23 protein-coding genes and 1 pseudogene are annotated in these 22,667 nt (G+C 47.9%); 13 read left to right on the forward strand and 11 right to left on the reverse strand.

The annotated features are described in order from the left end of the window. Window positions 1-174, reverse strand: coding sequence for a YlaF family protein (locus tag HP567_RS07555; RefSeq protein ID WP_007722723.1), 174 nt, complete (start codon window positions 172-174; stop codon window positions 1-3). A gap of 119 nt (window positions 175-293) precedes the next feature. Between HP567_RS07555 and HP567_RS07560 the strand changes: the two genes are divergently transcribed. Together HP567_RS07560 and HP567_RS07565 are read left to right on the forward strand one after the other, a co-directional pair. Further along, window positions 294-914 (forward strand): PilZ domain-containing protein, encoded by a 621-nt coding sequence (locus tag HP567_RS07560; RefSeq protein WP_173611298.1) that lies wholly within the window; start codon window positions 294-296, stop codon window positions 912-914. A gap of 339 nt (window positions 915-1,253) precedes the next feature. Beyond that, on the forward strand, window positions 1,254-2,372 hold the full coding sequence (locus HP567_RS07565) for a PQQ-dependent sugar dehydrogenase (protein WP_173611299.1): 1,119 nt from the start codon (window positions 1,254-1,256) through the stop codon (window positions 2,370-2,372). Here the strand turns inward: HP567_RS07565 and HP567_RS07570 are convergent. The 3 genes and pseudogenes from HP567_RS07570 to HP567_RS07580 form a co-directional block, all read right to left on the reverse strand. Next, a complete protein-coding gene (locus HP567_RS07570; RefSeq protein WP_173611300.1) occupies window positions 2,344-3,600 on the reverse strand; it encodes an MFS transporter in 1,257 nt (418 codons plus the stop codon). The genes HP567_RS07565 and HP567_RS07570 overlap by 29 nt on opposite strands. 924 nt (window positions 3,601-4,524) lie before the next feature. Beyond that, a pseudogene (locus tag HP567_RS30110) lies at window positions 4,525-4,797 on the reverse strand (winged helix-turn-helix domain-containing protein); the annotation flags it as partial. Next, window positions 4,788-6,527, reverse strand: coding sequence for a sigma-54 interaction domain-containing protein (locus tag HP567_RS07580; protein ID WP_173611302.1), 1,740 nt, complete (start codon window positions 6,525-6,527; stop codon window positions 4,788-4,790). The gene HP567_RS07580 and the pseudogene HP567_RS30110, both read right to left, overlap by 10 nt. Window positions 6,528-6,728: 201 nt before the next feature. Here HP567_RS07580 and HP567_RS07585 point away from each other — a divergent pair, with 201 nt between their 5' ends. From HP567_RS07585 to HP567_RS07615, 7 genes are all read left to right on the forward strand, one after another. Continuing rightward, on the forward strand, window positions 6,729-7,649 hold the full coding sequence (locus HP567_RS07585; RefSeq protein ID WP_173611303.1) for a proline dehydrogenase family protein: 921 nt from the start codon (window positions 6,729-6,731) through the stop codon (window positions 7,647-7,649). A 74-nt stretch (window positions 7,650-7,723) separates the two neighbouring features. Continuing rightward, the gene (locus tag HP567_RS07590) at window positions 7,724-8,653 is read left to right on the forward strand and encodes a DNA-3-methyladenine glycosylase family protein (protein WP_173611304.1); all 930 of its coding nucleotides are present in this window, start codon (window positions 7,724-7,726) and stop codon (window positions 8,651-8,653) included. A 119-nt stretch (window positions 8,654-8,772) separates the two neighbouring features. Continuing rightward, window positions 8,773-10,107: a branched-chain amino acid transport system II carrier protein gene (gene brnQ / locus HP567_RS07595; protein WP_173611305.1), complete on the forward strand. Its 1,335-nt coding sequence runs from the start codon at window positions 8,773-8,775 to the stop codon at window positions 10,105-10,107. Between the two features lie 195 nt (window positions 10,108-10,302). Beyond that, window positions 10,303-11,001 (forward strand): response regulator transcription factor, encoded by a 699-nt coding sequence (locus HP567_RS07600; protein WP_304502556.1) that lies wholly within the window; start codon window positions 10,303-10,305, stop codon window positions 10,999-11,001. Beyond that, the gene (locus tag HP567_RS07605; RefSeq protein WP_173611306.1) at window positions 11,001-12,437 is read left to right on the forward strand and encodes a sensor histidine kinase; all 1,437 of its coding nucleotides are present in this window, start codon (window positions 11,001-11,003) and stop codon (window positions 12,435-12,437) included. Before HP567_RS07600 ends, HP567_RS07605 begins: the two co-directional genes overlap by 1 nt. Window positions 12,438-12,607: 170 nt before the next feature. Continuing rightward, complete coding sequence (locus tag HP567_RS07610; RefSeq protein WP_173611307.1) at window positions 12,608-12,979, forward strand: hypothetical protein; 372 nt, start codon at window positions 12,608-12,610, stop codon at window positions 12,977-12,979. A 208-nt stretch (window positions 12,980-13,187) separates the two neighbouring features. After that, window positions 13,188-14,207, forward strand: a complete 1,020-nt coding sequence (locus HP567_RS07615; RefSeq protein WP_173611308.1) for a S66 family peptidase — start codon at window positions 13,188-13,190, stop codon at window positions 14,205-14,207. A gap of 55 nt (window positions 14,208-14,262) precedes the next feature. Here HP567_RS07615 and HP567_RS07620 read toward each other — a convergent pair whose 3' ends face one another. From HP567_RS07620 to HP567_RS07630, 3 genes are all read right to left on the reverse strand, one after another. Continuing rightward, on the reverse strand, window positions 14,263-15,222 hold the full coding sequence (locus tag HP567_RS07620) for a DMT family transporter (protein ID WP_173611309.1): 960 nt from the start codon (window positions 15,220-15,222) through the stop codon (window positions 14,263-14,265). A gap of 147 nt (window positions 15,223-15,369) precedes the next feature. Beyond that, on the reverse strand, window positions 15,370-15,888 hold the full coding sequence (locus tag HP567_RS07625) for a GNAT family N-acetyltransferase (RefSeq protein ID WP_173611310.1): 519 nt from the start codon (window positions 15,886-15,888) through the stop codon (window positions 15,370-15,372). Beyond that, entirely contained in the window at window positions 15,885-16,340 is a 456-nt protein-coding gene (locus HP567_RS07630) for a DinB family protein (protein ID WP_173611311.1), read from the reverse strand. The genes HP567_RS07625 and HP567_RS07630 overlap by 4 nt, the downstream gene beginning before the upstream one ends. 140 nt (window positions 16,341-16,480) lie before the next feature. Between HP567_RS07630 and HP567_RS07635 the strand changes: the two genes are divergently transcribed. Next, window positions 16,481-16,891, forward strand: coding sequence for an acyl-CoA thioesterase (locus tag HP567_RS07635; RefSeq protein WP_173611312.1), 411 nt, complete (start codon window positions 16,481-16,483; stop codon window positions 16,889-16,891). A 5-nt stretch (window positions 16,892-16,896) separates the two neighbouring features. Here HP567_RS07635 and HP567_RS07640 read toward each other — a convergent pair whose 3' ends face one another. Beyond that, window positions 16,897-17,172: a hypothetical protein gene (locus tag HP567_RS07640; protein WP_173611313.1), complete on the reverse strand. Its 276-nt coding sequence runs from the start codon at window positions 17,170-17,172 to the stop codon at window positions 16,897-16,899. A 99-nt stretch (window positions 17,173-17,271) separates the two neighbouring features. On the opposite strand from HP567_RS07640, the gene HP567_RS07645 reads away from it, so the two are divergent. Then, window positions 17,272-17,976, forward strand: coding sequence for an HAD family hydrolase (locus HP567_RS07645; RefSeq protein WP_173611314.1), 705 nt, complete (start codon window positions 17,272-17,274; stop codon window positions 17,974-17,976). Between the two features lie 76 nt (window positions 17,977-18,052). Here the strand turns inward: HP567_RS07645 and HP567_RS07650 are convergent, their stop codons facing one another. The 3 genes from HP567_RS07650 to HP567_RS07660 form a co-directional block, all read right to left on the reverse strand. Then, on the reverse strand, window positions 18,053-18,214 hold the full coding sequence (locus tag HP567_RS07650) for a hypothetical protein (RefSeq protein WP_173611315.1): 162 nt from the start codon (window positions 18,212-18,214) through the stop codon (window positions 18,053-18,055). 217 nt (window positions 18,215-18,431) lie between these two features. Beyond that, window positions 18,432-19,352, reverse strand: coding sequence for an ABC transporter ATP-binding protein (locus tag HP567_RS07655; protein ID WP_173611316.1), 921 nt, complete (start codon window positions 19,350-19,352; stop codon window positions 18,432-18,434). Further along, the gene (locus tag HP567_RS07660) at window positions 19,352-20,065 is read right to left on the reverse strand and encodes an ABC transporter permease (RefSeq protein WP_173611317.1); all 714 of its coding nucleotides are present in this window, start codon (window positions 20,063-20,065) and stop codon (window positions 19,352-19,354) included. Before HP567_RS07660 ends, HP567_RS07655 begins: the two co-directional genes overlap by 1 nt. Window positions 20,066-20,174: 109 nt before the next feature. On the opposite strand from HP567_RS07660, the gene HP567_RS07665 reads away from it, so the two are divergent. Both HP567_RS07665 and HP567_RS07670 read left to right on the forward strand, forming a co-directional pair. Beyond that, a complete protein-coding gene (locus HP567_RS07665) occupies window positions 20,175-20,891 on the forward strand; it encodes a response regulator transcription factor (RefSeq protein WP_173611318.1) in 717 nt (238 codons plus the stop codon). Continuing rightward, window positions 20,888-22,627: a sensor histidine kinase gene (locus tag HP567_RS07670; protein ID WP_173611319.1), complete on the forward strand. Its 1,740-nt coding sequence runs from the start codon at window positions 20,888-20,890 to the stop codon at window positions 22,625-22,627. Before HP567_RS07665 ends, HP567_RS07670 begins: the two co-directional genes overlap by 4 nt. The last annotated feature ends 40 nt before the right edge of the window (window positions 22,628-22,667 follow it).

Genomic DNA, 22,667 nt, shown 5'->3' on the forward strand with positions numbered 1-22,667 from the left:
TTAGCGCATATGCTTGCGCTTGTACGAAAAGCCAAATCCCATCAACGAGAAGGCAACAACGATACAGCCAAGGATACCGAGGGGGCTTTTTTCCCCAATGGCAATGCCAACTCCGATGAGACAGGCGGTTACCAAAAATGCCAAAGCCAGTGTTACCAATTGATAACGATTCATCGGTCTGTAACCTCCTATCTGTCAATGTTCCCATTATACCTTATTTTCCGCGAAAAGCATCCAGGTAAAGATTTCGGAAATCCCGGTAATATATTTGTGCGAAGTGGTGGAGAACGCAGATGGAAAGCATAATACAAATTAGAAAAGGGAATCGAGTGATAGAAGGTCATGTTACCTATGAAGAAGGGGACTTGATCGAAGCCGTATTTCCCGGCCCATTGGAAGTCACAGTAGGGGATCAGATCCCTTGTCTATTGACGGCTGACTATGAAACGATCAGTACGTTTGAAGCCGTGGTCGTGGCTAAAGACAAAAATCGCTTGTTTTTGTTCCACTCTCCAACAGCTGCTGAGTTTCGGGAACAGCGCAGGCGCTATCCCCGTTTCGACATGGAGGTTAAGGGCTGGATCCAGTATCCGACGCAGGAGCCAGACTCATTTTTTTCCGTCTATAGTCAAATGGTGTACTTGGTGAATTTGAGCCTGGGAGGCTTGGCATTCCGCTCAGACAAACAGATGCCTGCGGATCAGCAAATTGTCTTTTCTTTTGAATTGTATGGTCGCAATCGCCCGGATGGGGTAGTGAAAACTGACCTGGTTATCATACATGAACGAATAGAGGGTCCGAACTATTTTTATGGCTGTACGATCAAAGGAATCAATGCACGTCATTTTCACAATTTGCGCAAGTACATTTTGCATCGACAAATCGAGGAACGAAGACGAGTGAATATTGAGTAGGTATTTTTGTGAATTGGTTCAATGGGGACCAATTTTTTTTTTGTCTTTTTTGGCTAGTGAGATTGGAGGGGCTGGAGGGGAGGGAAGAAGCGGCATCAGTCAACCATTTGAAAAGGCATAAAAGAGGATGAAATGGCAAAAAAACTAAATAGACTTCATGACGAATGAAGCAAAAGCTCTAAAAGCTGGACATCCGCCTCAGCTTCGGCAACTGCTGGAGGGCATCCAAACCGATTTTTTACGCAGTGAAAAAGGAGCATAAGCGTGCACTAGCGAAACTTTTTCTAGCATGCTTCCTGATTCTTATTGGACAAAATCGCGCAGGGAGGAAAACGTGAGATGTGGAAAAAATGGATGGTGTGTGTGCTTACCTTGATCTTGAGTATGCCGGTTGTGGCTTGCGAAGCGAATCCTGCAACAGAATCGCAGCCAGCTCAACAGACTCTTCCCTATCGGATGGAGGTATTGGCTGATCAATTGGATGTGCCTTGGGCCATAGACATAGCCTCGGATGGTCGAATCTTTTTTACAGAGCGACCAGGAAGAGTGCGAGTAATTCAATCAGGCAAGCTACTGCCAAAGCCACTCATCTCATTCCCTGCCCCGTTCATAAGCGAGGGAGAAGGTGGGCTGTTGGGCCTTGTGCTTGATCCCGATTTTGCGAATAATCACTACTTGTACGTTTACCATACATACAGAGAGGGAGACGCCACTTTCAATCGTGTCCTGCGACTGCGGGAAGCAAACAACGCAGCACAGATTGACAAGGTGCTCCTCGACAAAATCCCGGGAAGCTCGATCCACAACGGAGGTCGGATCAAAATCGGTCCGGATCAGCGCCTCTATATCACGACAGGCGATGCGCATGAGCCGATGCTTGCGCAAGATCGGGCAAGTCTCGCCGGAAAAATTTTGCGCGTCAATCTGGATGGAACCATTCCTGCCGACAATCCTTTTTCAGGCTCACCTGTTTACAGTTATGGACATCGCAATCCGCAAGGCATCGCATGGTATCCGGATACAGCGATACTCTATAGCTCGGAACACGGCCAGACTGCACACGATGAGATCAATCGGATCGAGCCGGGCGCCAATTACGGCTGGCCGGTCATTTCAGGTGAACAGCAAAAAGAGGGGATGAAATCCCCCCTCCTGCAAAGCGGTGATGCGACATGGGCTCCTTCTGGCATGACGTTTGTATCCAAAGGGCTGTGGAAAGGACAACTGCTCGTAGCGAACCTCAGGGGTAAGCAGCTTCAGAAAATTAGCTTAGACGTTACTCAACCAGATACGGTGTTGGAGGCTGTTACTCTGTTCCAAGACGAGTTCGGGCGACTGCGCGATGTGGTCGAAGGAAAAGACGGCACACTCTACTTGTTGACCAACAACCGCGATGGTCGCGGAAATCCGAGGGAAGGGGACGATAAAATTATCCGACTCGTTCCGATCCAATCGTAGCGGTAGCAACAGCCACGTCTTTTGTTCGATTCCCCCAAATCCATCGTTGTAGGAGGACAGCTGCTCCGCCAATCAAAGCGATTAACATTCCGACCCATAGAAAAGCGGTATTTGGACCCCAAATGGTCATGATGACGCCACCGAGCAACGGAGCAATAATGAAAGTGGCGCTCGTCATTGAATCGATAATTCCCCTTACGCGGCCCAGTGCTTGCGGAGGGCTTTCTTTTTGTACCAAATAATTGGCGCCGACCGAAGTCAGGCCTGTTCCGACTCCAGCCAATATAGCGGGAATCAGAAGCCAATACATGCCATCAGCCGGCTGGAAAAATCCAATCCACGTAAAGCTAATTCCGATGAGCAAAACGCCACCGCCCAGCACCCACCCGTAAGAACGAATCTCTTTTAGACGATGGAGCCAGGTGACGGTGACAAGTGCCCCTAATCCAATGACACTGACCGTAACCCCGAGCATTTCCGGATTGTCGGGCAGCTTTTCGCGGAAAATCACGGGAAGCTGTGTATCCGCCAACTGAATCGCCAACGAGGTAATGGTTGCGAAGATCGTGCTGAACAACAGGATACGGTTTTTCAAAAAGATGCGCCAGCCCTCTTGCCATGCTTGACGGTAAGGGATAGGTTGCTCTTCTGCGGATGTACGAGACAACGTATTCTCCACTTTGCGAATCGTGAACAGAAATCCAGTAGAGAGAAGGAAGGTCGAAGCATTAATCATCAGACAAATGGCGGGGGCAAAAATCGCCGCTACCAATCCTCCGGCAAGTGGACCGATTAATTTCCCCATCTGGAATACGGCTCCATTCAAAGCAGAGGCTTGTAACAATTGATTCTCGGGTACGGTTTGACGTGTCAAGGTCTGTTGCGCCGGATCATTGAAGACAGAAGCACCTGAACGCAAGGCAATGACCACCAAGAACCAAAATGGATTCGGCATGGCAAGCAGGAGCAGAGTGAGAGCAGCCTGCATGATATTCATGGTCATGATCATTCGTACCTTGTTCACGCGGTCTGCAAGTACTCCGGCAAACTGCCCGAGCAAAATGCTTGGAGCTGCATAGGCAACGGGCAGGAGGGCCATCGTCATCGGATCAACCTTCCACACAAACCCCAAGAGGATGGATACCGCAATAAAATCAAACCAATCGCCAAGCGTAGACAGTCCGTACGAGATGAACAGGGTGCGAAACGTTCTATTTTCTTTTAACAAAAAAATCCCTCCATCGATCTGTTAACTCGATGATAAAAGGGATTTGTCAGAGGAATATCAGATAGTTGATGAGATGATGGCCCGAATCTTTTTCTGCAAGTAGTCAAACCGATACTCTTCGGATAATTCCATCCAGATTTTTTGGTATTTACGCTCCCATTCTGCGTCGTAGCCGAAGTCTTTCAAGAACAACAAGATCTTTTGTGCGCCATAAATGAGATGGGGGACGAACTTGGTGCTCCGTAACACCTCCAGACCTTCATCGACCAAGCGGCGCGCCTTGGCAAGCTCCTGTCGATGGTACAGACAAAGGCCGCGCGCAATGGTAAAGCTGCCGAGTTCACGCTGCATAGGGAGTTCTTGCAAGATCTTTTCAGAACGTTGAATAACTTTCTCAGCTTCGTCAACCTCTCCCATGAGCAGATACAAGAGGGCTTCTTCCGCTTGAAAAAAGAGTTGAAAGCCAGGTGAATTGACTCGCGCAACAACCTCCCTGGCAGGAAGCAGCTGTTTTTTGGCTCGCTCCCATTCTTTGGCCTGGGCGTAGACACTGATTGCGGTGATCTGCATCTCATCCTGATAATTTTCAGGCATACTTTTCGCGTTTTTCAGAGCCCATTGTAAAATTTCTACTGTTTTTTGCGAGTCAATTTCTGTCATATGGTATAGATGGAACAAATAAAACAGCTTTTTGAAAATGGGAGTGTTATCCTCGACGAACCAGCCGAAGTCACCGACAACAAACCGCAAATAGGTAGCATAAAAAGAGTCCATCTGGAAGCCAAGCACTTGCTGATTCGCATAGAGCGTCTGCAAAGCGGCCCCCATACCCATGCCGTGGTAGGTGGTTAGCATCTTCTGGATGTTCTCGGAGAAATCACTGTGTAATGCGGATGGACTAGGCGATTGCTGCTCTTTTAGCGTAAGCCGGTAGCCGACTCCTCGGACCGTATCAATCGTGAGCAGATGAGACCACTTTTGCAGTTTTTTTCGCAAGCGATAAATGTGATCGTCGACAGTACGGTCAGTAGGGTCTTCCAACGGCCAAACGCGATCCAGCAAATCACTTCTTGAAAAGGCCCGGTTTTTCCATGTGTACAGAAATTGAAACAAGGCGTACTCCTTCGGCAAAAGGACAATCGTTTCCCCAGCATAATGGATTTGATACGTATGATCTGACCATGTTATCAATCCCATTTGAAAGACTCCTCGTTAATATTGAACTTCTTCATTTTATTGTAAAGGGTGCCACGAGATACGCCGAGCAGCTCAGCTGCTGCTTTTTTGTTCCCGTACGTACGCTCCAACGCTGCCAGAATGCGCTCTTTCTCGTTCGCAGGTGGAGGAGGGTTTGATGGAATTGATGAACGTATGATTGACGTCGGTGTCGGGGTCGGTGTCGGCTGTGCATACGTTCCCCCCATCGGCGTCAGCATAGAGACGTTTGCGGGTTCTGCGTGACTGCGAATGACAGACGGCAGATGCTCGGGCAAGATAACACCGTTTTCTTGCAGGATCGACAGACGTTCAATGACGTTGCGAAGCTGTCGGATGTTTCCCGGCCAACTGTACTCGAACAACGCCTGCATAACTTCGGGGGAGATGCGTGGTACAGAGTGGTCATGGGCCACCGAATACTCATGAATGAAAATTTGCACGAGCTCTGGCAAATCCTCACGTCGTTCGCGCAGTGGAGGGATCTCCAGAGAAAAGACGTTCAGCCGATAATACAAGTCCTCGCGAAAACGACCGTCTGCAACCATTTGCTCCAGCTGTCTGTTTGTCGCCGCTACGATCCGTGTATTGACGGTGATCGGCTCTGTTCCGCCTACACGGTAAAACTGTCGTTCCTGTAAGGCACGTAGCAGCTTGACCTGCAATTCTAGCGGCAGTTCTCCTATTTCATCGAGGAAAAGCGTACCGCCATGCGCCAGCTCCAGCTTGCCAGGCTTGCCCTTTTTCTCGGCTCCGGTAAAAGCACCACCCTGATAACCAAACAGCTCACTTTCGAACAGAGCAGCAGGAATGGCACCGCAGTTGATCGCAATAAAGGGCTTGTCATGTCGGCGACTTGCCTGATGAATCGCTTTGGCAAACAGCTCTTTTCCGACGCCGCTTTCTCCATAAATCAGCACAGTGGCATCTGTCTGCGCCACTTTTTTTGCGGAACCAATAGCGGATTGGATCGAGGCCGAATGCCCCTTGATCGCGTAAAAAGGATCGTCTGCTGCCTGAAACCGACTCATCTCTTGCTGCAAATTGTGGAGATGGGCCGTCGTATGCGCTAATTCTTCATTGAGACGAACCAGCTCGGTAATATCCTGTTCGATGGAAATCGCGCCGATAATCTCGCCCTCACGGCGAATCGGTGCCGCATTAATGAGTACATGACTGTCTGGACGAGGAATGTGATAGACACGTTGAACAGATGTCCCTTGACGCAGTGCATCGAGCAGGCGGATCGATTCACTGGCGAAGTGCTCATCGAGCGAAGTTCCGACGACTTGTTCGCGATCGATTTCATAAATCGTTTCTGCTGCCCGATTCCAGTGTTGGACGACATTGCGGGAGTCCACGATGGTGACAGCCTCACTCATCGTATCCATCAAGGTACTGAGCAGGGCAGACTGGTTTTGGGTTAACACGACAAAGGCAGTCATGAGCTGGTATGGCTCGACCATTCCCGTCGGAGTCCCTTGTTCATCCACGATGACGAGTGTCGGCAGATCGGAAACACCTGGGCCAACGAGAATGTAGCTGATGGATTGTTCGAGCGTGGTTGTAGGAGAGACGATAACGACTTTGCCTCTTCGTTCTTTATCTACCCATTCACCTACAGTTTCACCTGTGCGTATTTTGACAATATCAGGTGGAATCGGAATCGCAAAGGAAGAGAGCGTACTGTCCAGCGAAAATAACGGTTTCAAATCGTCACCTCTTATCCAAACTAACAGGAAAAGGGATCGTCCCTGTTGTACATCTAATCAAAAGTGTACAAGAATAAACACGTAATGTACATATGTGTTGAATGTGTCAGATAGACATCACGATAGCGCTTACGAGAATAAGTTGGCACGATTCATGCTAATAGAAGTGGACAGAGTACGTTGAGGAGGAGACAGTCAACGATGGAACAAGCTATGAAGGATTTCTTTCTATTTTTATCCAAAAACAAAACCTTAAACTCTGCCGCGAAAAAGTGGGGTCTGCGCTTTGGAGCGAGCCGCTTTGTATCTGGTCAAACCATTGCGGAGGCAATCAATGCTGTACGCAAGCTGAACCAGCAAGGTCTCGTGTGCACACTGGATCATCTGGGCGAATTCGTGTTTAGCGTGGAGGAAGCAAACGAGTCTGCTGACTATTGCATCAAAACGCTGGAAGCGATCCACCAATCCGGTGTCGATTGCAATCTTTCGTTGAAAATGACTTCTCTCGGTCTGGATATTAGCCGCGAGCTTTGCATGGACAACATGAGACGCATTTTGGATTCGGCCAAGAAAAACGGAAACATTTTCGTTCGTATCGACATGGAGGACTACGCACACAATCATGTGACCATGGAGATTCTGAACGAATTGCTGCAAGAGTACAACAACGTAGGAACGGTTATTCAGGCGTATCTCTACAAAGCATCGGATGATATCGATAGCCTGAAGGACAAAAAAGTGAATTTCCGCCTCGTAAAAGGAGCTTACAAGGAGTCTCCTGAAGTCGCTTACCCAAACAAGCCAGATGTAGATGAGAACTACAAAAAAATCATCAAGCAGCATCTGTTGAACGGCGGGTACGCTGCTGTGGCAACTCATGATGACAACATTATTGATTTTGTGAAAAAGCTGGAAAAGGAACACAATATCCCGCGTACACAGTTTGAATTCCAAATGTTGTATGGCATTCGCACGCAGTCCCAAATTGATTTGGCTCGTGAAGGCTATAAAATGCGTGTTTATGTACCTTATGGAAACGACTGGTACGGTTATTTCATGCGCCGTTTGGCAGAAAGTCCGGCAAACGTAAAATTTGTTCTCAAAGGGATGTTTACGAAATAAGTTTTGCGAAGTATACTTGACACCTTCGGAGATTCTCCGGAGGTTTTTATTTTATCTGGAAAGGTGAGAGTCTTGTGAATTGTTCGATTATTTCGCTTACTCCTCCATATTCTTTTGACCGGCTGCTTCGGCGTCTTGAGACACATCCAGATACGCAGATACGTGTGAATAAAGAAAAAAATAGCCTACAGCGCGTCTATCGTATCGGCTTACGGCCTGTGCTAGTCAGTATGCAATTTATAGGCAGCTTGGAAGAGCCTGCACTACGCTACGAGACACAGGTGATTTTGCCCAAAACAGACCAGCAGCTGCTAGAAAAAATGATCCGCCGTACTTTTAGTGCCGATTTGGATCTATCTGTTATTTACGAGCAGATGAGGGAAGAAAAGGAGCTCGCCATCTTGACTGAACGGTTTCGCGGTCTTCGTCTTATGCTGGATGCCGATTTGTTTCAATGTATGGTCAAGACGATCATCGGACAGCAGATCAATCTGATCTTTGCAGCCAATTTGAGCGAGAGGCTTGTTACACGAGCAGGCGACCCAGTAGAAAACTCAAACGGCGAAGGCATCATCGCTTTTCCGACGCCTGACGCGGTAGCGAGATTGACTGTGGAGGATTTGCGTTCTCTGCAATTTAGTCAGCGAAAAGCAGAGTATATCATCGATTTCGCCCGCGCCATTGTGAATGAAACGGTAGATTTGGAAAGACTATGGACAATGGAGGATGAGGAAATCATTACTTATCTCACTTCGCTGCGAGGAATTGGACGATGGACAGTAGAGTGTCTACTCATGTTTGGGATGGGGCGTCCAGACTTGTTGCCTGCTGCTGACATCGGTTTGCGAAATGGAATTGTTCACCTTTATGGGATGAAAACGAAGCCAAATGAAAACGACATTCGCAAGCTGGGGGAAAAGTGGGCTCCATGGCGCAGTATCTATTGTCTGTACGTATGGGAAGCAGTGGGGGCGATCAAGAGAAAAGAGGTATTTGACCTGTAAAAACTTTCATTTTTAACAAAAGTTCAATAATTTTAAAAAATTAAAGGTTGAATAGTAAGTTAATTTTAAGTTATACTGATGAAAATTTTATTTTATTAAATAATATTGAGAGGATTCATATGAAAGAACTTTCCACGAAAGAAACAATTACAATTGGTTTGATGCTGTTTGCCCTATTCTTTGGAGCAGGGAACATGATTTTTCCGCCAGCTCTAGGACAAGCTGCAGGAGATAATGTTTGGATCGCGATGGCCGGCTTTTTGATTACTGGTGTAGGTCTGCCTTTACTTGGAATCATTGCAGTAGGATTGGCTGGCGGTAACTTGCAAACGATGGCGTCAAGAGTCCATCCGATGTTTGCAGTCGTGTTCACGTTTATTGTTTATCTGTCGATTGGTCCATTCATGGCCATTCCGCGGACAGGTACAGTAACCTTTGAAATGGGCGTATTGCCGTTTTTGCCTGAATCTATGAAAGACAGTTGGGTACCGCTTTTTGTGACCACAATCGTCTATTTTGCCATCACCTTCTGGTTGAGTCTGAACCCGAGCAAGCTTGTGGATCGAATCGGTAAAATCTTGACACCTGCACTTTTGATCATCATTGGCCTGATGTATGTCAAATCACTCATTTCTCCAATGGGTGAGGTGGCACAACCAATAGGAGCCTATCAGGATACAGCATTCTTCAAAGGCTTTATCGAGGGCTATCTGACGCTGGATGCATTAGCTGCAATGGTATTTGGTCTGGTAGTAACAACGGCTGTTCAGGAAAGAGGAATCATCGATCGCAAAAAAGTGATGTGGTCTACGATTAAAGCAGGAATTCTCGCAGCTACCGGACTTGGACTTGTCTATCTTGCTCTCAGCTATTTGGGAGCGACGAGTGTATCGTTTGCGAAATCGGAAAATGGTGGACAAATTTTGACAGGGGTCGTGCATCAATTGTTCGGTCCGTTAGGCTCGCTTTTGTTGGGAGCAGCTGTTACGCTTGCTTGCCTCACCACTTCTGTCGGGCTCGTCACAGCGTGCAGTCAATTTTTCTCGAGTCGTATTCCTGGCATCTCCTACAAGAAAATGGCTGTGATCCTGAGTGTGTTCAGCGCTGCGGTAGCAAACGTAGGTTTGACACAGCTGATTACCTTCTCTGTGCCTGTCTTGATGGCGATTTATCCGCTGGCGATCGTGCTGATGCTGCTGACGTTTTGTGATCGGATGTTCAAAGGACATCGTGCCGTTTACGTCGGCGCGATCACGGCAACGGCTGTCATCAGTTTGCTGGATGGAGCTTCCCAGCTTGGATTGTCTATCGATTCGCTGACACCATTCTTGGAACAATTGCCTCTGTACAAAGTAGGAATTGGTTGGCTGGTGCCAGCCTTTGCGGGCGCACTGTTCGGGTTGTTGTGGGCTAGCCTCACACGCAGTGTTCCGGTTGTAAGAGAAACGAAGTAATGAATGAAGAGCGGGTGGGCTTTAGGTCCACTCGCTTTTTTTATTGTTGCAAACCATTTTGTCCTGCTTTTACCAGCTGGATAGGACTTCTATCCGTCCACAACACGGGTGATCTATGTTACCATGGAAAAACGTAAATTGTCTGAACGGCATGTTTCATTATATGTCGTTTTGAAAGAAGGGAGGTTATTGGCTATGTCCACGATGAAAGTCTTGGTTGCCGATGACGATCCAAACGTACGCGAAATTATTCGCCTTTATTTTGAAAAACAACAAATCGAGCTCATCGCAGCAACAGATGGACGAGAAGCTCTTGAGATGATGGAAAAGGAACAGCCGGATGTGGTTATTCTCGATGTCATGATGCCGCAGTTGGATGGCTTTGAAGCATGCCGGGAAATCCGCAAGAAGTGGGATACGCCGATCATTATGCTGACGGCAAAGGATGAGGAGTTTGACCGTGTTCTCGGCTTGGAGCTCGGAGCGGATGATTACGTGACGAAGCCGTTTAGTCCACGTGAAATCGTTGCACGTATCCGCGCGATTATGCGCAGATTGCAGCCAAAGCCAAAAGTAGAAGATGAGGCAGTGGCTCGAACCTTTGTTTTTGAGCAATTGACGATTGATCTGGATAAACGGGAAGTGATCGTTGCCGGGGAAAAAGTGAGCTTTCGCCCGAAGGAGTTTGATTTGCTTGTTCAACTCGTCAAGTCGCCGGGAAGTGTATGGTCGCGGGAGCAATTGCTGGAACAAGTGTGGGGCTTTGATTATTTTGGTGATGTTCGAACGATCGATGTTCATATTAAAAAGATCAGACAGCGTTTAGATAAGCTCCCGTACGAATGTATTCAAACGGTTTGGGGGATCGGCTACAAGTTTGGGGTGGATAACTGATGCTAGGCATGTCGAAAAGTATCTACCGCAGACTGCTGGTCAGCTTTTTGGCGACCGTTTTGGTAGGGTTGGGGATTACAGGGATCGTTCTCTCCTTTTTTACGAAAGAGTATATTTACAACGCTAAAGAAGAAGAGCTTTTGCGAATGGCGAAAAAAGTGAATGCCGCTATCCATAACAGCAATGAAGTCAACAAACGGCTCTTGGACAAGCTGGCAATGCTGGACGAGTCATTTGATACCCGCATCTGGTTATTTGATACAGAAGGAAAAATTGTCGCCACTTCGATGAAGGATGAGATGCTTACGGGCAAGTCCGTGGCAGTTTCTATCGCGGATAACGTGCTGAAGGGAAAAAGCGCGGTAACCGAACTACAAATCGAAGGTCTGGATGACCCGATGTTGTCGGTCTCTGTCCCGTGGGGCGAGGGCGAAAACGTCTATGGCGGAATTATTTTGCACGCGCCGATTGAAGGAATTGAGAAAACCTTTGGGCAAATGCGCGAGTCGATTTTGTGGGCGACCTTGTTTGGCGTGCTTCTATCTACGATCATGGTCTCGTATTTGTCATGGTCAATCTCCCGCCCATTGCGAACCATTGAGAGAACAGCGGCAGAAATTGGTCGTGGGAATTATGCAGAGCGCGTCCAGGTCGATACGTCCGACGAGATCAGCGATTTGGCGCAAACGATCAATACGATGGCACAAAAGCTGGAGAAGGTAGAGCAGGAGCGTCATCATCTGGAGCAAGTGCGCAATGATTTTTTGGCGAATGTCTCCCATGAATTGCGTACGCCTCTCACGGCGATCCAAGGTTTTCTCGAGGCGTTGCAGGATGGCTTGGTAGAAGAAGAAGAGGCACGACAGAAGTATTACGCTGTGATGTACACCGAAACGATGCAAGTGAATCGCTTGGTGGATGACCTGATGGACTTAATGAAGCTGGAGAACAATGAAGTAAATCTGGTCAAGTTCCCTGTAGATGTGGCAGATGTCATGAATCGGGTTGCTTTTTCCTTTCATCAAGAAGCAGAGGAAAAAGGGATTCGTTTGGGAGTAGAGGTAGAGGACGAGCTTCCGCGAATTTATGCCGATAAAGACAGGATCGCGCAAATTCTGAAAAATCTGGTGAAGAATGCACTCAAGTTTACGGCTACAGGTGAAATTTGCATGCGTGCTTCGTTGGAAGGAGAATACGTACAGATTCAAGTGATTGATACAGGGATGGGAATTGCAGCAGATGACCTGGACCGCATCTGGGAACGCTTTTTCAAAGTGGATCGGGGACGTTCCAAGAACAATAAGGGAACAGGACTTGGACTCGCGATTGTAAAAGAGCTGGTAGAGCTGCATGATGGCAAATGCAGAGTGGATAGTACGCCTGGTAAGGGCAGTACTTTTACGATATGGCTTCCAAGGATTAAGCCGGAGAACTAAAGTATGATCCGATCAAAATGAATCCGATCAAAATGATCATGGTCATACTTTTTTCATATTTTGATCATCGTTTTTTCCTACTTTCCTTATAGAATGGTTATCTTTGCCCGTTACGATATAGGTGTGACAGCGAGAAGGTCACGAAGCCAAGGAATGAAAGGGGAATGAACATGAACAAAAAGTGGTTCTCCATTGCCACTGTCGCATTACTCCTGTCTGGCAGCTTGGTTGCCTGCTCTAACACAACAGGAACACCTGAACCTGCGACACAACCAGAGGGCACGACAAGCGAAACCGCTCCGGGCTCCTCCACTTCTGATAGCGGACAATCGACCGATAGCTCGGTTTCGCAAGATCAGTCCACTCCGGATGCTTCAGCGAACAGCTCTGATGCATCGACGGACACAGGTTCGTCTACGGAAGCGCCTGCGACAGATGCCAAATCTGATGCAAGTACCAGCACTGGATCGCCTAGTGCTGCGGGAACCGAAAGCAGCGGTTCCACTGGTCAGTCTACAACGACTGACGCCAGCAAGAAGTAATCATTCACGAACAGGAAACACGTTCGTTTGAACTCCTCTACTTCCCTCCCGTTTTATATAACTTGATGACGGCTATAGGCCGTCTTTTTTTTGTCCAAAAAACCAGAGGCGCTAGACTGGAAATGCACTTCTCCCTTCGCAGCTTTTAAAAACCAGGGTATGTGGTATGATTATCCAAAATCATACATAGCGAGCGGGAGGGAGAAGCATGATCACGTATCCATCGTTGAAAAAGGGCGCTACGATAGGGGTAACTGCACCATCATCAGGTGTACCAGAGTATTTGCATGAATTAATCAGGCTGGCATGCAGTCGTATGGAGAGCAGGGGGTATTCCATCGTTTGCAAAGATACAGTCTGGACACAGGAAAAAGCCAAGTCAGCACCTGCCATAAACCGCGCAGCCGAATTCAATTCCCTGATGAAAGATGAAGACGTCGATATCATCATCCCTCCCTGGGGTGGCGAGTTGCTGATTGAGATTTTAGACAAGCTTGATTTTGATGCCATGCAACCCAAATGGGTGTTAGGCTATTCGGATGTGAGTGTGCTGTTGCTTGCGATTACAATAAAAACGGGGATGGCTACGGCCCATGGGACGAATCTGGTAGATTTGCGCGGAGCAGCTATGGATGAGACGACGGCTATGTGGGAAACAGTTCTGTCAACGCAAAAGGGCGAGTCGGTCTTGCAGTATTCTTCTCCGAGGTATCAAAAGGAATGGCAGCATACGAATCCTTCGCCGCATATCTTTCACCTGACGGAACCGACTGTATGGAAAACTACAAAGACTACTCCCCACGTAAATATGCAGGGACGGTTACTTGGCGGCTGTATCGATATCATTCGTCATGTGATCGGAACACCGTATGGGGACGTGCAAAGGTTTCAAAAAGAACTGATCGGGAACGAAGCAATCATCTGGTATTTGGAAAACTGTGAGCTTTCTACAACTGATCTGCGCAGATCATTGGTACAAATGAAGCTGGCTGGATGGTTCGATCATTGTGCGGGGATCATGTTTGGGCGCAGTCCAGCGAATCAGGCGGTCGACGGCTATACCGTGGAAGATGTCTATCAGGATCTGGCTGCTGAGCTCCAAGTTCCTGTCCTCTACGAAGTGGATTGTGGACATATGCCGCCGCAAATCACGTTTATTAATGGCGCATTTGCTGAAGTGGAGCTGTCTTTCGAGAAAGGAAACGTCCGGCAATATTTTCGTCCATAAGCAAAAAAAACGAGGGCTTCCCAACGAATGGGAAGTCCTCGTAGCATATAAGCATTTAGCCTTGCTTCTCGTTGTGATGGGAGAGAGGATACCCCTCCATCGATTCACGTTTGTTTTTTGCCGATTCACGTGTACGCAGAGTGGACAAGGCGACACCGAGGAAAATAAATGCGCCGCCGGCGAAAAAGCCGACACCCAAATGTTCATGTAGTAACAGCCAGCCTAAAAATGCACCGACAATGGGCTGAACAAAAAAGAACCCGGCCCCACTTCCTGCGGGCATCAGCTCAAAGCCTTTGTTCCACAAATAAAAAGCACCTGCGGTAGAAATCATCCCGATATAGAGGACGCCTGCCCAGATGTCCCAGCCAAATTGCCAGGAGACAGGCGTGACAGACAGCTCCCAAAGCATGAGCGGACTCGTAAAGATGATGCCAAACAATGCAACGTAGGTAGTGACGAGCAGGGAAGAATAGCGCTGCGTTGCCTTTTTGCTGAGAACGGTATACAATCCCCAGCTAATTGCTGCTATGAACAAAATCAGGTTGCCTGCCAGGGAAGACTGGGCGTCAGCTTGATCTGGAACACCGATGACGATGATGACACCAATCGTCGCTAACAATATACCTATTGCCTGCTTCAGATGGATGCGCTCCTTTAATAGCCAAACCGCAAAAATGGCAATAAAGGCAGGCGATGCAGAGGTAATTAATGCACCCATGTGGGCAGTAGACAGCTTGGTGCCGAGAAATTGCGCGGCGATTGAGATCGTGACCCCGACGAAGGCGATGGCCATCAGCAGAGGGTAATCTTTTTTTGCGACACTCTCCTTGCGAGCAATGGTAAATGCCCCCAGCACGACGAAAGCAATGCAAAAACGCAAAATCAATAGCGTGAACGGTGGAATCACTTCCAACACGACCTTGCTGACGACATAAACACCGCCCCAGATCGCTGCAGCAAGAGATAGGCAAACAGCCCCTAAAAACATTTGCTTCCATTGTGATTGTGACATAACAAGTCCCTCCCGGAATAATGAATGAATCATTTTAGCGTTATTCCGTAGCCGGGAGGCAGTAAGAGAACCGCATCCTCACCGACTAGGAGAGGAGAGCGGGCACATCATTTTCAAAAAGGCGACGGTTCATGTATTTCACCTCCTTTACTTTGCAGGGGTTAGCCACTTGGCTACCAGGAGCACCGGTTGTGTCAGACGACCGACTGGTGCCTCCACCTGACGATACTGCTCATAGCCAAGCCGCCCCCAGAAAAGAAGGGCGGGTTCATTATACGCGATGACACCGTGATGAACATGCTGATTGCCATGTTGGATACAGAAAGCTTCTATGAGCGTCACTGCTTCCTTTCCGAAGCCCTGCTGCTGATAATTGGCATGCAGAAGCAAGAGACTAATCCAGCTTTTTGGATCGGTTTCACTGGAGAGGACGATATGAATGACTCCAATGATCGTACCTTCACGAGTAATGGCGAGCCAATGCCCGGAAGGTATGCTTATGGTGGCGTCATATTCGGCTTCCAGTTCGGCAAGACTTACTGTGCTGGTGCCGTTTCGAAGCTGATTGTACTTTGGATTACTGTTGTAGGCGGCGAGTAAATCGGTCAAGTCCTCGCGCAGCAATTCGCGAATGATGAGTCGCTCACCTGTCAGAATGAGACTCATTGAGGTCCTCCGTACTTGCGGATAAGTCCAATCTGCCCGCCGTGGTAGCCCATATGATAGATCAGTCGACCAAGTGCCTGACGGGGAGTCAGTGTGGCGATTGGTGCTTTACAGGGGATGTCCCACGCGTCTTTTGGCAGAGCAGCGAGAGAATCCACCAAGTGGTGATAGGCAGCATCTTTGAAAGCAAGCAAGGCAGACAAGTCGGTAAAGTTTCCTTCATCCTTTACAGGTCCAATTGTAGTGAGGGTGATTTCGGGCGGGATTGCTCTTCCGAAAAACATCATACAGAATCGATATTCGACTTCCGCGATATGATGAATCAAAAATCCGATGGAATTGGAGCCCGGAGCCAGCTTCCAGCCTAGCTCGGCTTCATCCAAATGGACGAGTGCATCCTGATACCGGGATCGAGCTGTTTGCAAGGTCGGCAATAGTTCTTGTTCGAACATCCAATCTTCCTTTCTGGTGTTTATTTTTATTATAGGAAAAAGATCAGGAAAGAACAGCATGATCATTCGGAATATTTTGAATGAGTGTTCACTCAGCGACTTGAATTCGTTATACTGAAGAAAAACAAGGAGTGAGAACGATGGCTCATCGCTATCATCTAACGGTTCGTTCTACTGACATTGATGTAATCGGACATGTGAACAATGCCAAGTATTTAGAGTACATGGAGTGGGCGCGTTTTGAGTGGATATGGGAACAAGGATTTACGCTGGATGAATTGAGGCGACGGGCCATCATGCCGGTAGTGGTCAATATCAACATTAACTACCGCAAAGAGTTGAAGATGCGTGAAGAGGTAACGGCGATTACTACAGTGGTCAAGGTGGGTGAAAAAAGCTTCGTCATCCGCCAGGAGCTGTACAATGCTGCAGATGTATTAGTGGCGGACGCCGATGTGACAATGGTCATGATCGATGCGAACACACGCCAATCTATTTCTTTGCCAGTTGAGTTGAAAGAGGCACTACTTGTGGAATTGCCTAAAAGCTAAAGGCATTAGGATGATTTGCGAATGAAGTCGAGGCGGAAATTATTCCATTCGAGAGCACGCAGCGCCAATGTCTCCAAGATACGCTCATGGCGATCTTGACCTTCCTTTAACTCAGCAACATCCTGCTTCAGTTCGGCAACATCTGCTTTTAACTGGTGAACGTGCATAGTCAAAGCTTCCATCTTGGTATCGAATTCGTCTTGCCGATCCATTAGAGCATGAGCAACCAAACGCAACTCATTCATACCCTCTATCAAAATATCGAGTTTTTCGTTAGACATGTTTCCACCTCCTTTTTCCGTTACAATGATCATAACAAAAGACAGAGTCATATGCACAATGAAAACAGCAAGAAAAAAGGAAGGGGAGGCAACTCAGCCATGTCCAAATTTACAACAATCCTATTTGATCTCGACGACACTCTCTTCGATTTTTCAGCTTGCTGGGAGAAAGGGATGCAGCAGACGATTGCGACCCATGCACTTACAGCAGAACTGGACCAAGCGAAATTCCTTGAGGCTCTGCGGCGCCACGGAGATGATTTGTGGGTCGATGTTATTGCCAAGCGCTACGATTTTACACAATACAGAAGGTTGCGTTTTCAGCGAGCCATGGCTGATTGTGACCGACAGATTGAAGTGGAGCAAGTCGACGATTTTCAACGCTCCTATCAAGCGGCATGTTTGGATGCAATCCAGCCAGATGGCACTGTTCAGTCTACGATCGCGAGGTTGGCAGAAGAGCATACACTGGGGATTGTCACCAATGGTCCTGTCGATATGGCATTTACCAAGCTGGAGCGGCTGGAATTGTCTGCGTATTTTCCGCGGGAGCGTGTGTTTCTCTCCGAAATTATCGGACATCATAAGCCTGATCCACGAATATATGAACATGTTCGCGAAAAGCTCGGAGTCGAGAGCAAGCAGGTGTTATTTGTCGGAGATACGTGGGAGGCAGATGTAGCAGGCGCGATGGACGCAGGCTTCTCAGCTGTCTGGATCAATCCACGAGGGAAAAAGCCTACTTCCGAGCATCAGCCACTCGCTGTCATTGAACGACTCGATCAGCTTCTCGAAATCTTGTAGAAAAAAGCAGCCTATTGCCCCATAGCCGCATATTTGCAGGCTGTTTTCGGTGGCAATCAAGCTGCTTCTTTTGTTCCTAGCGTTTTGCGTACTGCTTTCTCATAAAGAGGATGAGAGAAACGAAAATCATCCCAATTAAAATCCCGATAACTCCTGGTGTAAGACTATCTCCCCAAAAGATTCTATACAGCAAAACCCCTGTCAGGATAATGGCAAACTCCAGATACCTACTGGCCATGCGAATCTTCCCCCATTTATATGAGCCTGATTATCGCTCGTATCTACTAACCTGATCTTTCATTTTTTCATGCTGACTCTTCCTGTACTTTGTGATGAAAAAGATGAGATTGAGGACGATCAGGCCAATTGTGATTGACATACTTCCGATGGTCATGCTTTTTCCTATCGAGATGTTAAAAAGCAGCATCCCGGATAGGAGTAGGACAAAAACGAGATTAAGCATCATGAGACTCTTCCCCCATAAAAATTCGTTCGAGCGAAGGGACTTCAACGTTCACGCCATAAATATCTACGCGTGCCTGAACAAGAGCACGAACGAGGGTTGCCACTTTTTGATCGTCATCGACCTGGATCAAGAGACGACCGTCTTCCCAAATCGTATTGCGCCCGAGGGACTCGATAAAGTTGCGCAGGTTTCCAGAATCGTCCGTAGCAAAAGCCGAGTGACGTACGTTCACAGATCGCCATGCCTGATGGGCAGCTTGCAACTCATCGAGAGTACCGAGTGAACTGATTTTTCCGCTTTTCATGATGGCGATCCGGGTACAGATTTTCTCGACTTCATTCAAATTGTGCGAGGTCATGAAGATCGTTTTTCCTTGTTGATGGAGCTTGCCCAGCAAACTTTGAATATGCAGGGCTGATTCGACGTCTACGCCAGAAGTAGGTTCATCAAGGAAGATGAGCTCCGGATCTCCGACTAAGGCTTGGGCAATGCCCAGCTTCTTTTTCATCCCGAAGGAAAACGTTTTGGCTTTGCGGGATGCATGCTCCTCGAGCTCAACGGCTGTCAGGATGCGCCTACAGTCTTCCTTTGTGAGTGTGACGCCTTTTACCCGAGCGAAATAGTGCAGGTGCTCCGCTGGAGATAAATGGTCGTAGAAGGTGGAGTAATCTGGCAGTACACCAATTCGTTTTTTCCACCCTTCTGTATGGGCATCCTCTCCAAACATGCGAATGGTGCCCGCTGTCGGAATCAGAATGCCTGTCAGCATATTGATAAAGGTCGATTTTCCAGCGCCATTTCGACCGAGGAATCCGAAAATCTCCCCGCTGTGCACAGTAAGACTGACGTCATTCACGACCGTGCGATTGCCAAAGCGCTTGTTCAACTGTATGGTCTCGATCATTGCCATTAACAATCCCTCCGTCGGAATAAGTACATAGAAGCGATCAGGAATGCTGCCGCATAGAGCCAAATGAAGCCGGTCCAAGCGCCGCCTTTTTCCATAAATGAAAAGGGTGTCAAATATTTAATCCATGGTGCTGCCGAGTGACTGGAGAAGGTGCTCCACAGCCCGAGACCTGGCAAGATCAGTGCGATCACAATTCCCAAAAACATCGAGTAGCTGGGGCGAGGTATCACGAGCGAGAGCAGCAGTGCCAGCGAGATGCAATAGATAAGCAGGGATATGCAGAGGTAAAAGGTCTTCGCGTCAAACGTTTGCACAGTGGCGAAAACTACACCAAACGTAATAATCATGCAGGTTAGCCAGAAGAACGCGACTCCGAGAAATTTCCCCAAAATAATCTGATTGCGTGAAGTCCGGGTGACGAGAAAGCGAATCGTCCTGCCCGCTAGCTCACGATTTATGACATCATGAGACAGGCTGAATACAAATAAGGGCCCGAACAGCATGATGAGTACAAAGATACCAAGCGCATGTCCCTGCGCCAGCTCATTTTGTGGGAAAAAGCTTGCTGCCTGATTGACGAGGTCAGAAACCAAGTACGAGATGCCTACGATAAAGGCAACGGTAATTAACGATTTAATGCTTTTAAACAACCGAAAAAATTCGTGCTGGCAAATAGCCCACATAGGTGAATCCGCTCCTTTCTCCTTCATCATAATAGCCAGACCTTTCCCCTACTAAAACGCTACCTTACCATTTCCTTATCTTTTTTTGTTGGCGTCATTTCTCATGGTAGAATGAATGACAGCAAGGGAGGGAACGGCCATGGAGAAAGAAGCAAGAATCTTGCTGGTAGATGATGAAGAAGCAATTTTGCAGATGCTCCAAACAGTGCTGAAAAAGGAAGGCTTTGTCCAGATCGATACATGTACGACAGCAAGAGAGGCGATTCGTCTCGTGGAGGAGAAGACATACGACTTGTTGATACTGGATGTCATGCTGCCTGATAAAAATGGATTTGAGCTGTGCGGAGCAGTGCGCCAGCGAACGAAGGCACCGATCTTTTTTCTTACAGCAAAGGGCACAGATTTTGATAAATTAAGCGGATTTGCTTATGGAGCGGATGATTACATAACGAAGCCATTTCATCCACTAGAGGTCGTTGCCCGGATGAAGGCTCATCTGCGCAGAACCTTGGGGGGATCTGCTCCATCGCAGGAAGAAAAGCGCTTTGATTTTGGACGTTTTCAAGTAAATGTGGAGGCAGCCGAGTTGTTCGTGAACGGAGAGCGAGTGGACTGCCCGGCGCAAGTATTTTCATTGCTCGTCTTTTTCTGCCAGAATCCGAACCGGGTATTTACGAAAGAACAAATTTACGATCATGTATGGAAAGACGAGTACGGGATGTTTGATGAAAATACGGTCATGGTGCACATTCACAAGCTGCGTCAGCGCATAGAAGAAAATCCGGGACAGCCAACGCTTCTGCTCACAGTAAGAGGGCTGGGTTACAAGCTGGTTAGTCCGGCAAGACAGTCATGAATTTGCGGAACAAGCTGATTTTTCAATATGTCCGACAACTGTTTGGGTTTCTCCTCGTCTTGCTGCTATTTCTGATTATCGCGATGCTGGGGTTAGGCTGGCGCATTATGAACGAGCAGTTGTCCACCGATTTGTCCAGACTGAATGCATCTGATTTGACGTTGAAGATTGATTATGAGGCGGAGCGTATTCACGTCAATCCGGAAATCGAGAAAAGTGTGGCGAGACATCAAGGCTGGTTGCAGATCATCGACAAGCACGGCAAAATTCTGTACAACTATCGGACACCTGCTGACGTTCCCAGTCAATTTGGGCCAGGAGAGTGGATTAGTTATGTTGAAGACCGTGATGCTTCACGCTATCACGTAACGCACTGGGTTATAAACCAAGCTGACGAAAATATAATCATCCTCTATGGAACACCCGCTCCAGAAAAAGAAATGATGCAGCGCCTGATCGCAGCAAAAACAGGAACAAGCAAGGAGACATGGGACGAGTTGAACAAAAGCTTTTCCCAAGAAAAGGCATGGTACTTGGTGTACGATCGTAAGGGGAAACTCATCCATCAATGGAATCATCCGAACGCTTCTGCCCAGTTAGACATGACGGAAGCTCTTCAGAACGGCGAGACAGCAAATAATGTTCCTGTCCGTATCACGAGTCGATATGACACAAAGAGCGAACTGACGTACATAGTGGGCACTCCGAATCCAACCTATCAGTCTGGTGTCCAAGAAACATCTGAGGATGCCATGGTCAAGGAAACGTTCCTTCAGATCGGTATTCTTTTGATCCTGGTCGTTCTATTCGCAGGCAGCTGGTATGCGTGGCGGGTAGGCAAGCCGCTCTTGCACATGGTGAATTGGCTGGAAAGACTGGCACAGGGCCGCTATGAGGAGCCCATCGGAAAAAAGGGGAAACCAATCGGAAGGAATTGGCGAGGGAAGGAAAAGAAGTCATTTCGTGTTTTCAAGGATGTGTTTGACGCTCTCCGGCATCTGAGTGAAACCTTGCGCTCCAACGAAAAGCTTCAGCGAGAGATCGAGCAGACGCGAGAGGAATGGATTACCGGGCTCTCCCATGATCTCAAGACACCGCTGAGCTCGATTTACGGTTATGCTACCTTTTTGGAGTCGGAACAATATGAGTGGGATAGAAAGGAAGTCAGTGAATTTGGGAAAACGATTCGGGAAAAGTCTGACTACATGAACGGGCTGATTGAGGATTTGAATTTGACCTATCGACTCAAGAACCAAGCTTTGCCGATGGTCAAACAACCTGTCCCGATCGTGGAAACCATTCGCAGAATTGTGGTGGATATGGTGAACGATCCGAGCTCGTCTTTGCATGACATCGAATTTTCGACGAATGTCCAATCGATAACGGCCGAGGTCGATCCAATCTGGTTTCGCCGCATCATCGTCAACATTTTGACAAACGCGATCAAGTATACGCCAGCAGGTACACACGTGCTCGTAGAGGTCCAGTCGATTGCAGCCGATCAGTTTGTGGTCAAAATTGCGGACAATGGTCCAGGCATGGATGAGACTACACTGGCCAATCTGTTCGAAAGATACTACCGAGGCGGGCATACAGGGGAGGATACCAGTGGAACGGGGCTGGGTATGGCGATAGCCAAGCAGCTCATTTTGGCTCACGGGGGAGAGATTACCGTGGACAGCAAGCTAGGTGGCGGAACGGTTGTCGTGATGACCTTTCCTGCGGTTATCAGCTAGTTGTTTTTTAAATAAAAGCCAAGGGATTTGCGCTGTCCCT

Source organism: Brevibacillus sp. M2.1A, assembly GCF_013284355.2.
In the GTDB taxonomy this organism is placed as follows: domain Bacteria; phylum Bacillota; class Bacilli; order Brevibacillales; family Brevibacillaceae; genus Brevibacillus.

What these genes read in the sequence shown, in the direction of transcription:
- HP567_RS07630 (WP_173611311.1), bottom strand. Translation starts at nt 16,340, where the DNA reads ATGTTCGAACAAGAACTATTGCCGACCTTGCAAACAGCTCGATCCCGG.
- HP567_RS07555 (WP_007722723.1), bottom strand. Translation starts at nt 174, where the DNA reads ATGAATCGTTATCAATTGGTAACACTGGCTTTGGCATTTTTGGTAACC.
- HP567_RS07645 (WP_173611314.1), top strand. Translation starts at nt 17,272, where the DNA reads ATGTCCAAATTTACAACAATCCTATTTGATCTCGACGACACTCTCTTC.
- HP567_RS07660 (WP_173611317.1), bottom strand. Translation starts at nt 20,065, where the DNA reads ATGATGAAGGAGAAAGGAGCGGATTCACCTATGTGGGCTATTTGCCAG.
- HP567_RS07665 (WP_173611318.1), top strand. Translation starts at nt 20,175, where the DNA reads ATGGAGAAAGAAGCAAGAATCTTGCTGGTAGATGATGAAGAAGCAATT.
- HP567_RS07620 (WP_173611309.1), bottom strand. Translation starts at nt 15,222, where the DNA reads ATGTCACAATCACAATGGAAGCAAATGTTTTTAGGGGCTGTTTGCCTA.
- HP567_RS07610 (WP_173611307.1), top strand. Translation starts at nt 12,608, where the DNA reads ATGAACAAAAAGTGGTTCTCCATTGCCACTGTCGCATTACTCCTGTCT.
- HP567_RS07655 (WP_173611316.1), bottom strand. Translation starts at nt 19,352, where the DNA reads ATGGCAATGATCGAGACCATACAGTTGAACAAGCGCTTTGGCAATCGC.
- HP567_RS07560 (WP_173611298.1), top strand. Translation starts at nt 294, where the DNA reads ATGGAAAGCATAATACAAATTAGAAAAGGGAATCGAGTGATAGAAGGT.
- HP567_RS07635 (WP_173611312.1), top strand. Translation starts at nt 16,481, where the DNA reads ATGGCTCATCGCTATCATCTAACGGTTCGTTCTACTGACATTGATGTA.
- HP567_RS07605 (WP_173611306.1), top strand. Translation starts at nt 11,001, where the DNA reads ATGCTAGGCATGTCGAAAAGTATCTACCGCAGACTGCTGGTCAGCTTT.
- HP567_RS07600 (WP_304502556.1), top strand. Translation starts at nt 10,303, where the DNA reads ATGTCCACGATGAAAGTCTTGGTTGCCGATGACGATCCAAACGTACGC.
- HP567_RS07650 (WP_173611315.1), bottom strand. Translation starts at nt 18,214, where the DNA reads ATGGCCAGTAGGTATCTGGAGTTTGCCATTATCCTGACAGGGGTTTTG.
- brnQ (WP_173611305.1), top strand. Translation starts at nt 8,773, where the DNA reads ATGAAAGAACTTTCCACGAAAGAAACAATTACAATTGGTTTGATGCTG.
- HP567_RS07615 (WP_173611308.1), top strand. Translation starts at nt 13,188, where the DNA reads ATGATCACGTATCCATCGTTGAAAAAGGGCGCTACGATAGGGGTAACT.
- HP567_RS07565 (WP_173611299.1), top strand. Translation starts at nt 1,254, where the DNA reads ATGTGGAAAAAATGGATGGTGTGTGTGCTTACCTTGATCTTGAGTATG.
- HP567_RS07640 (WP_173611313.1), bottom strand. Translation starts at nt 17,172, where the DNA reads ATGTCTAACGAAAAACTCGATATTTTGATAGAGGGTATGAATGAGTTG.
- HP567_RS07585 (WP_173611303.1), top strand. Translation starts at nt 6,729, where the DNA reads ATGGAACAAGCTATGAAGGATTTCTTTCTATTTTTATCCAAAAACAAA.
- HP567_RS07625 (WP_173611310.1), bottom strand. Translation starts at nt 15,888, where the DNA reads ATGAGTCTCATTCTGACAGGTGAGCGACTCATCATTCGCGAATTGCTG.
- HP567_RS07670 (WP_173611319.1), top strand. Translation starts at nt 20,888, where the DNA reads ATGAATTTGCGGAACAAGCTGATTTTTCAATATGTCCGACAACTGTTT.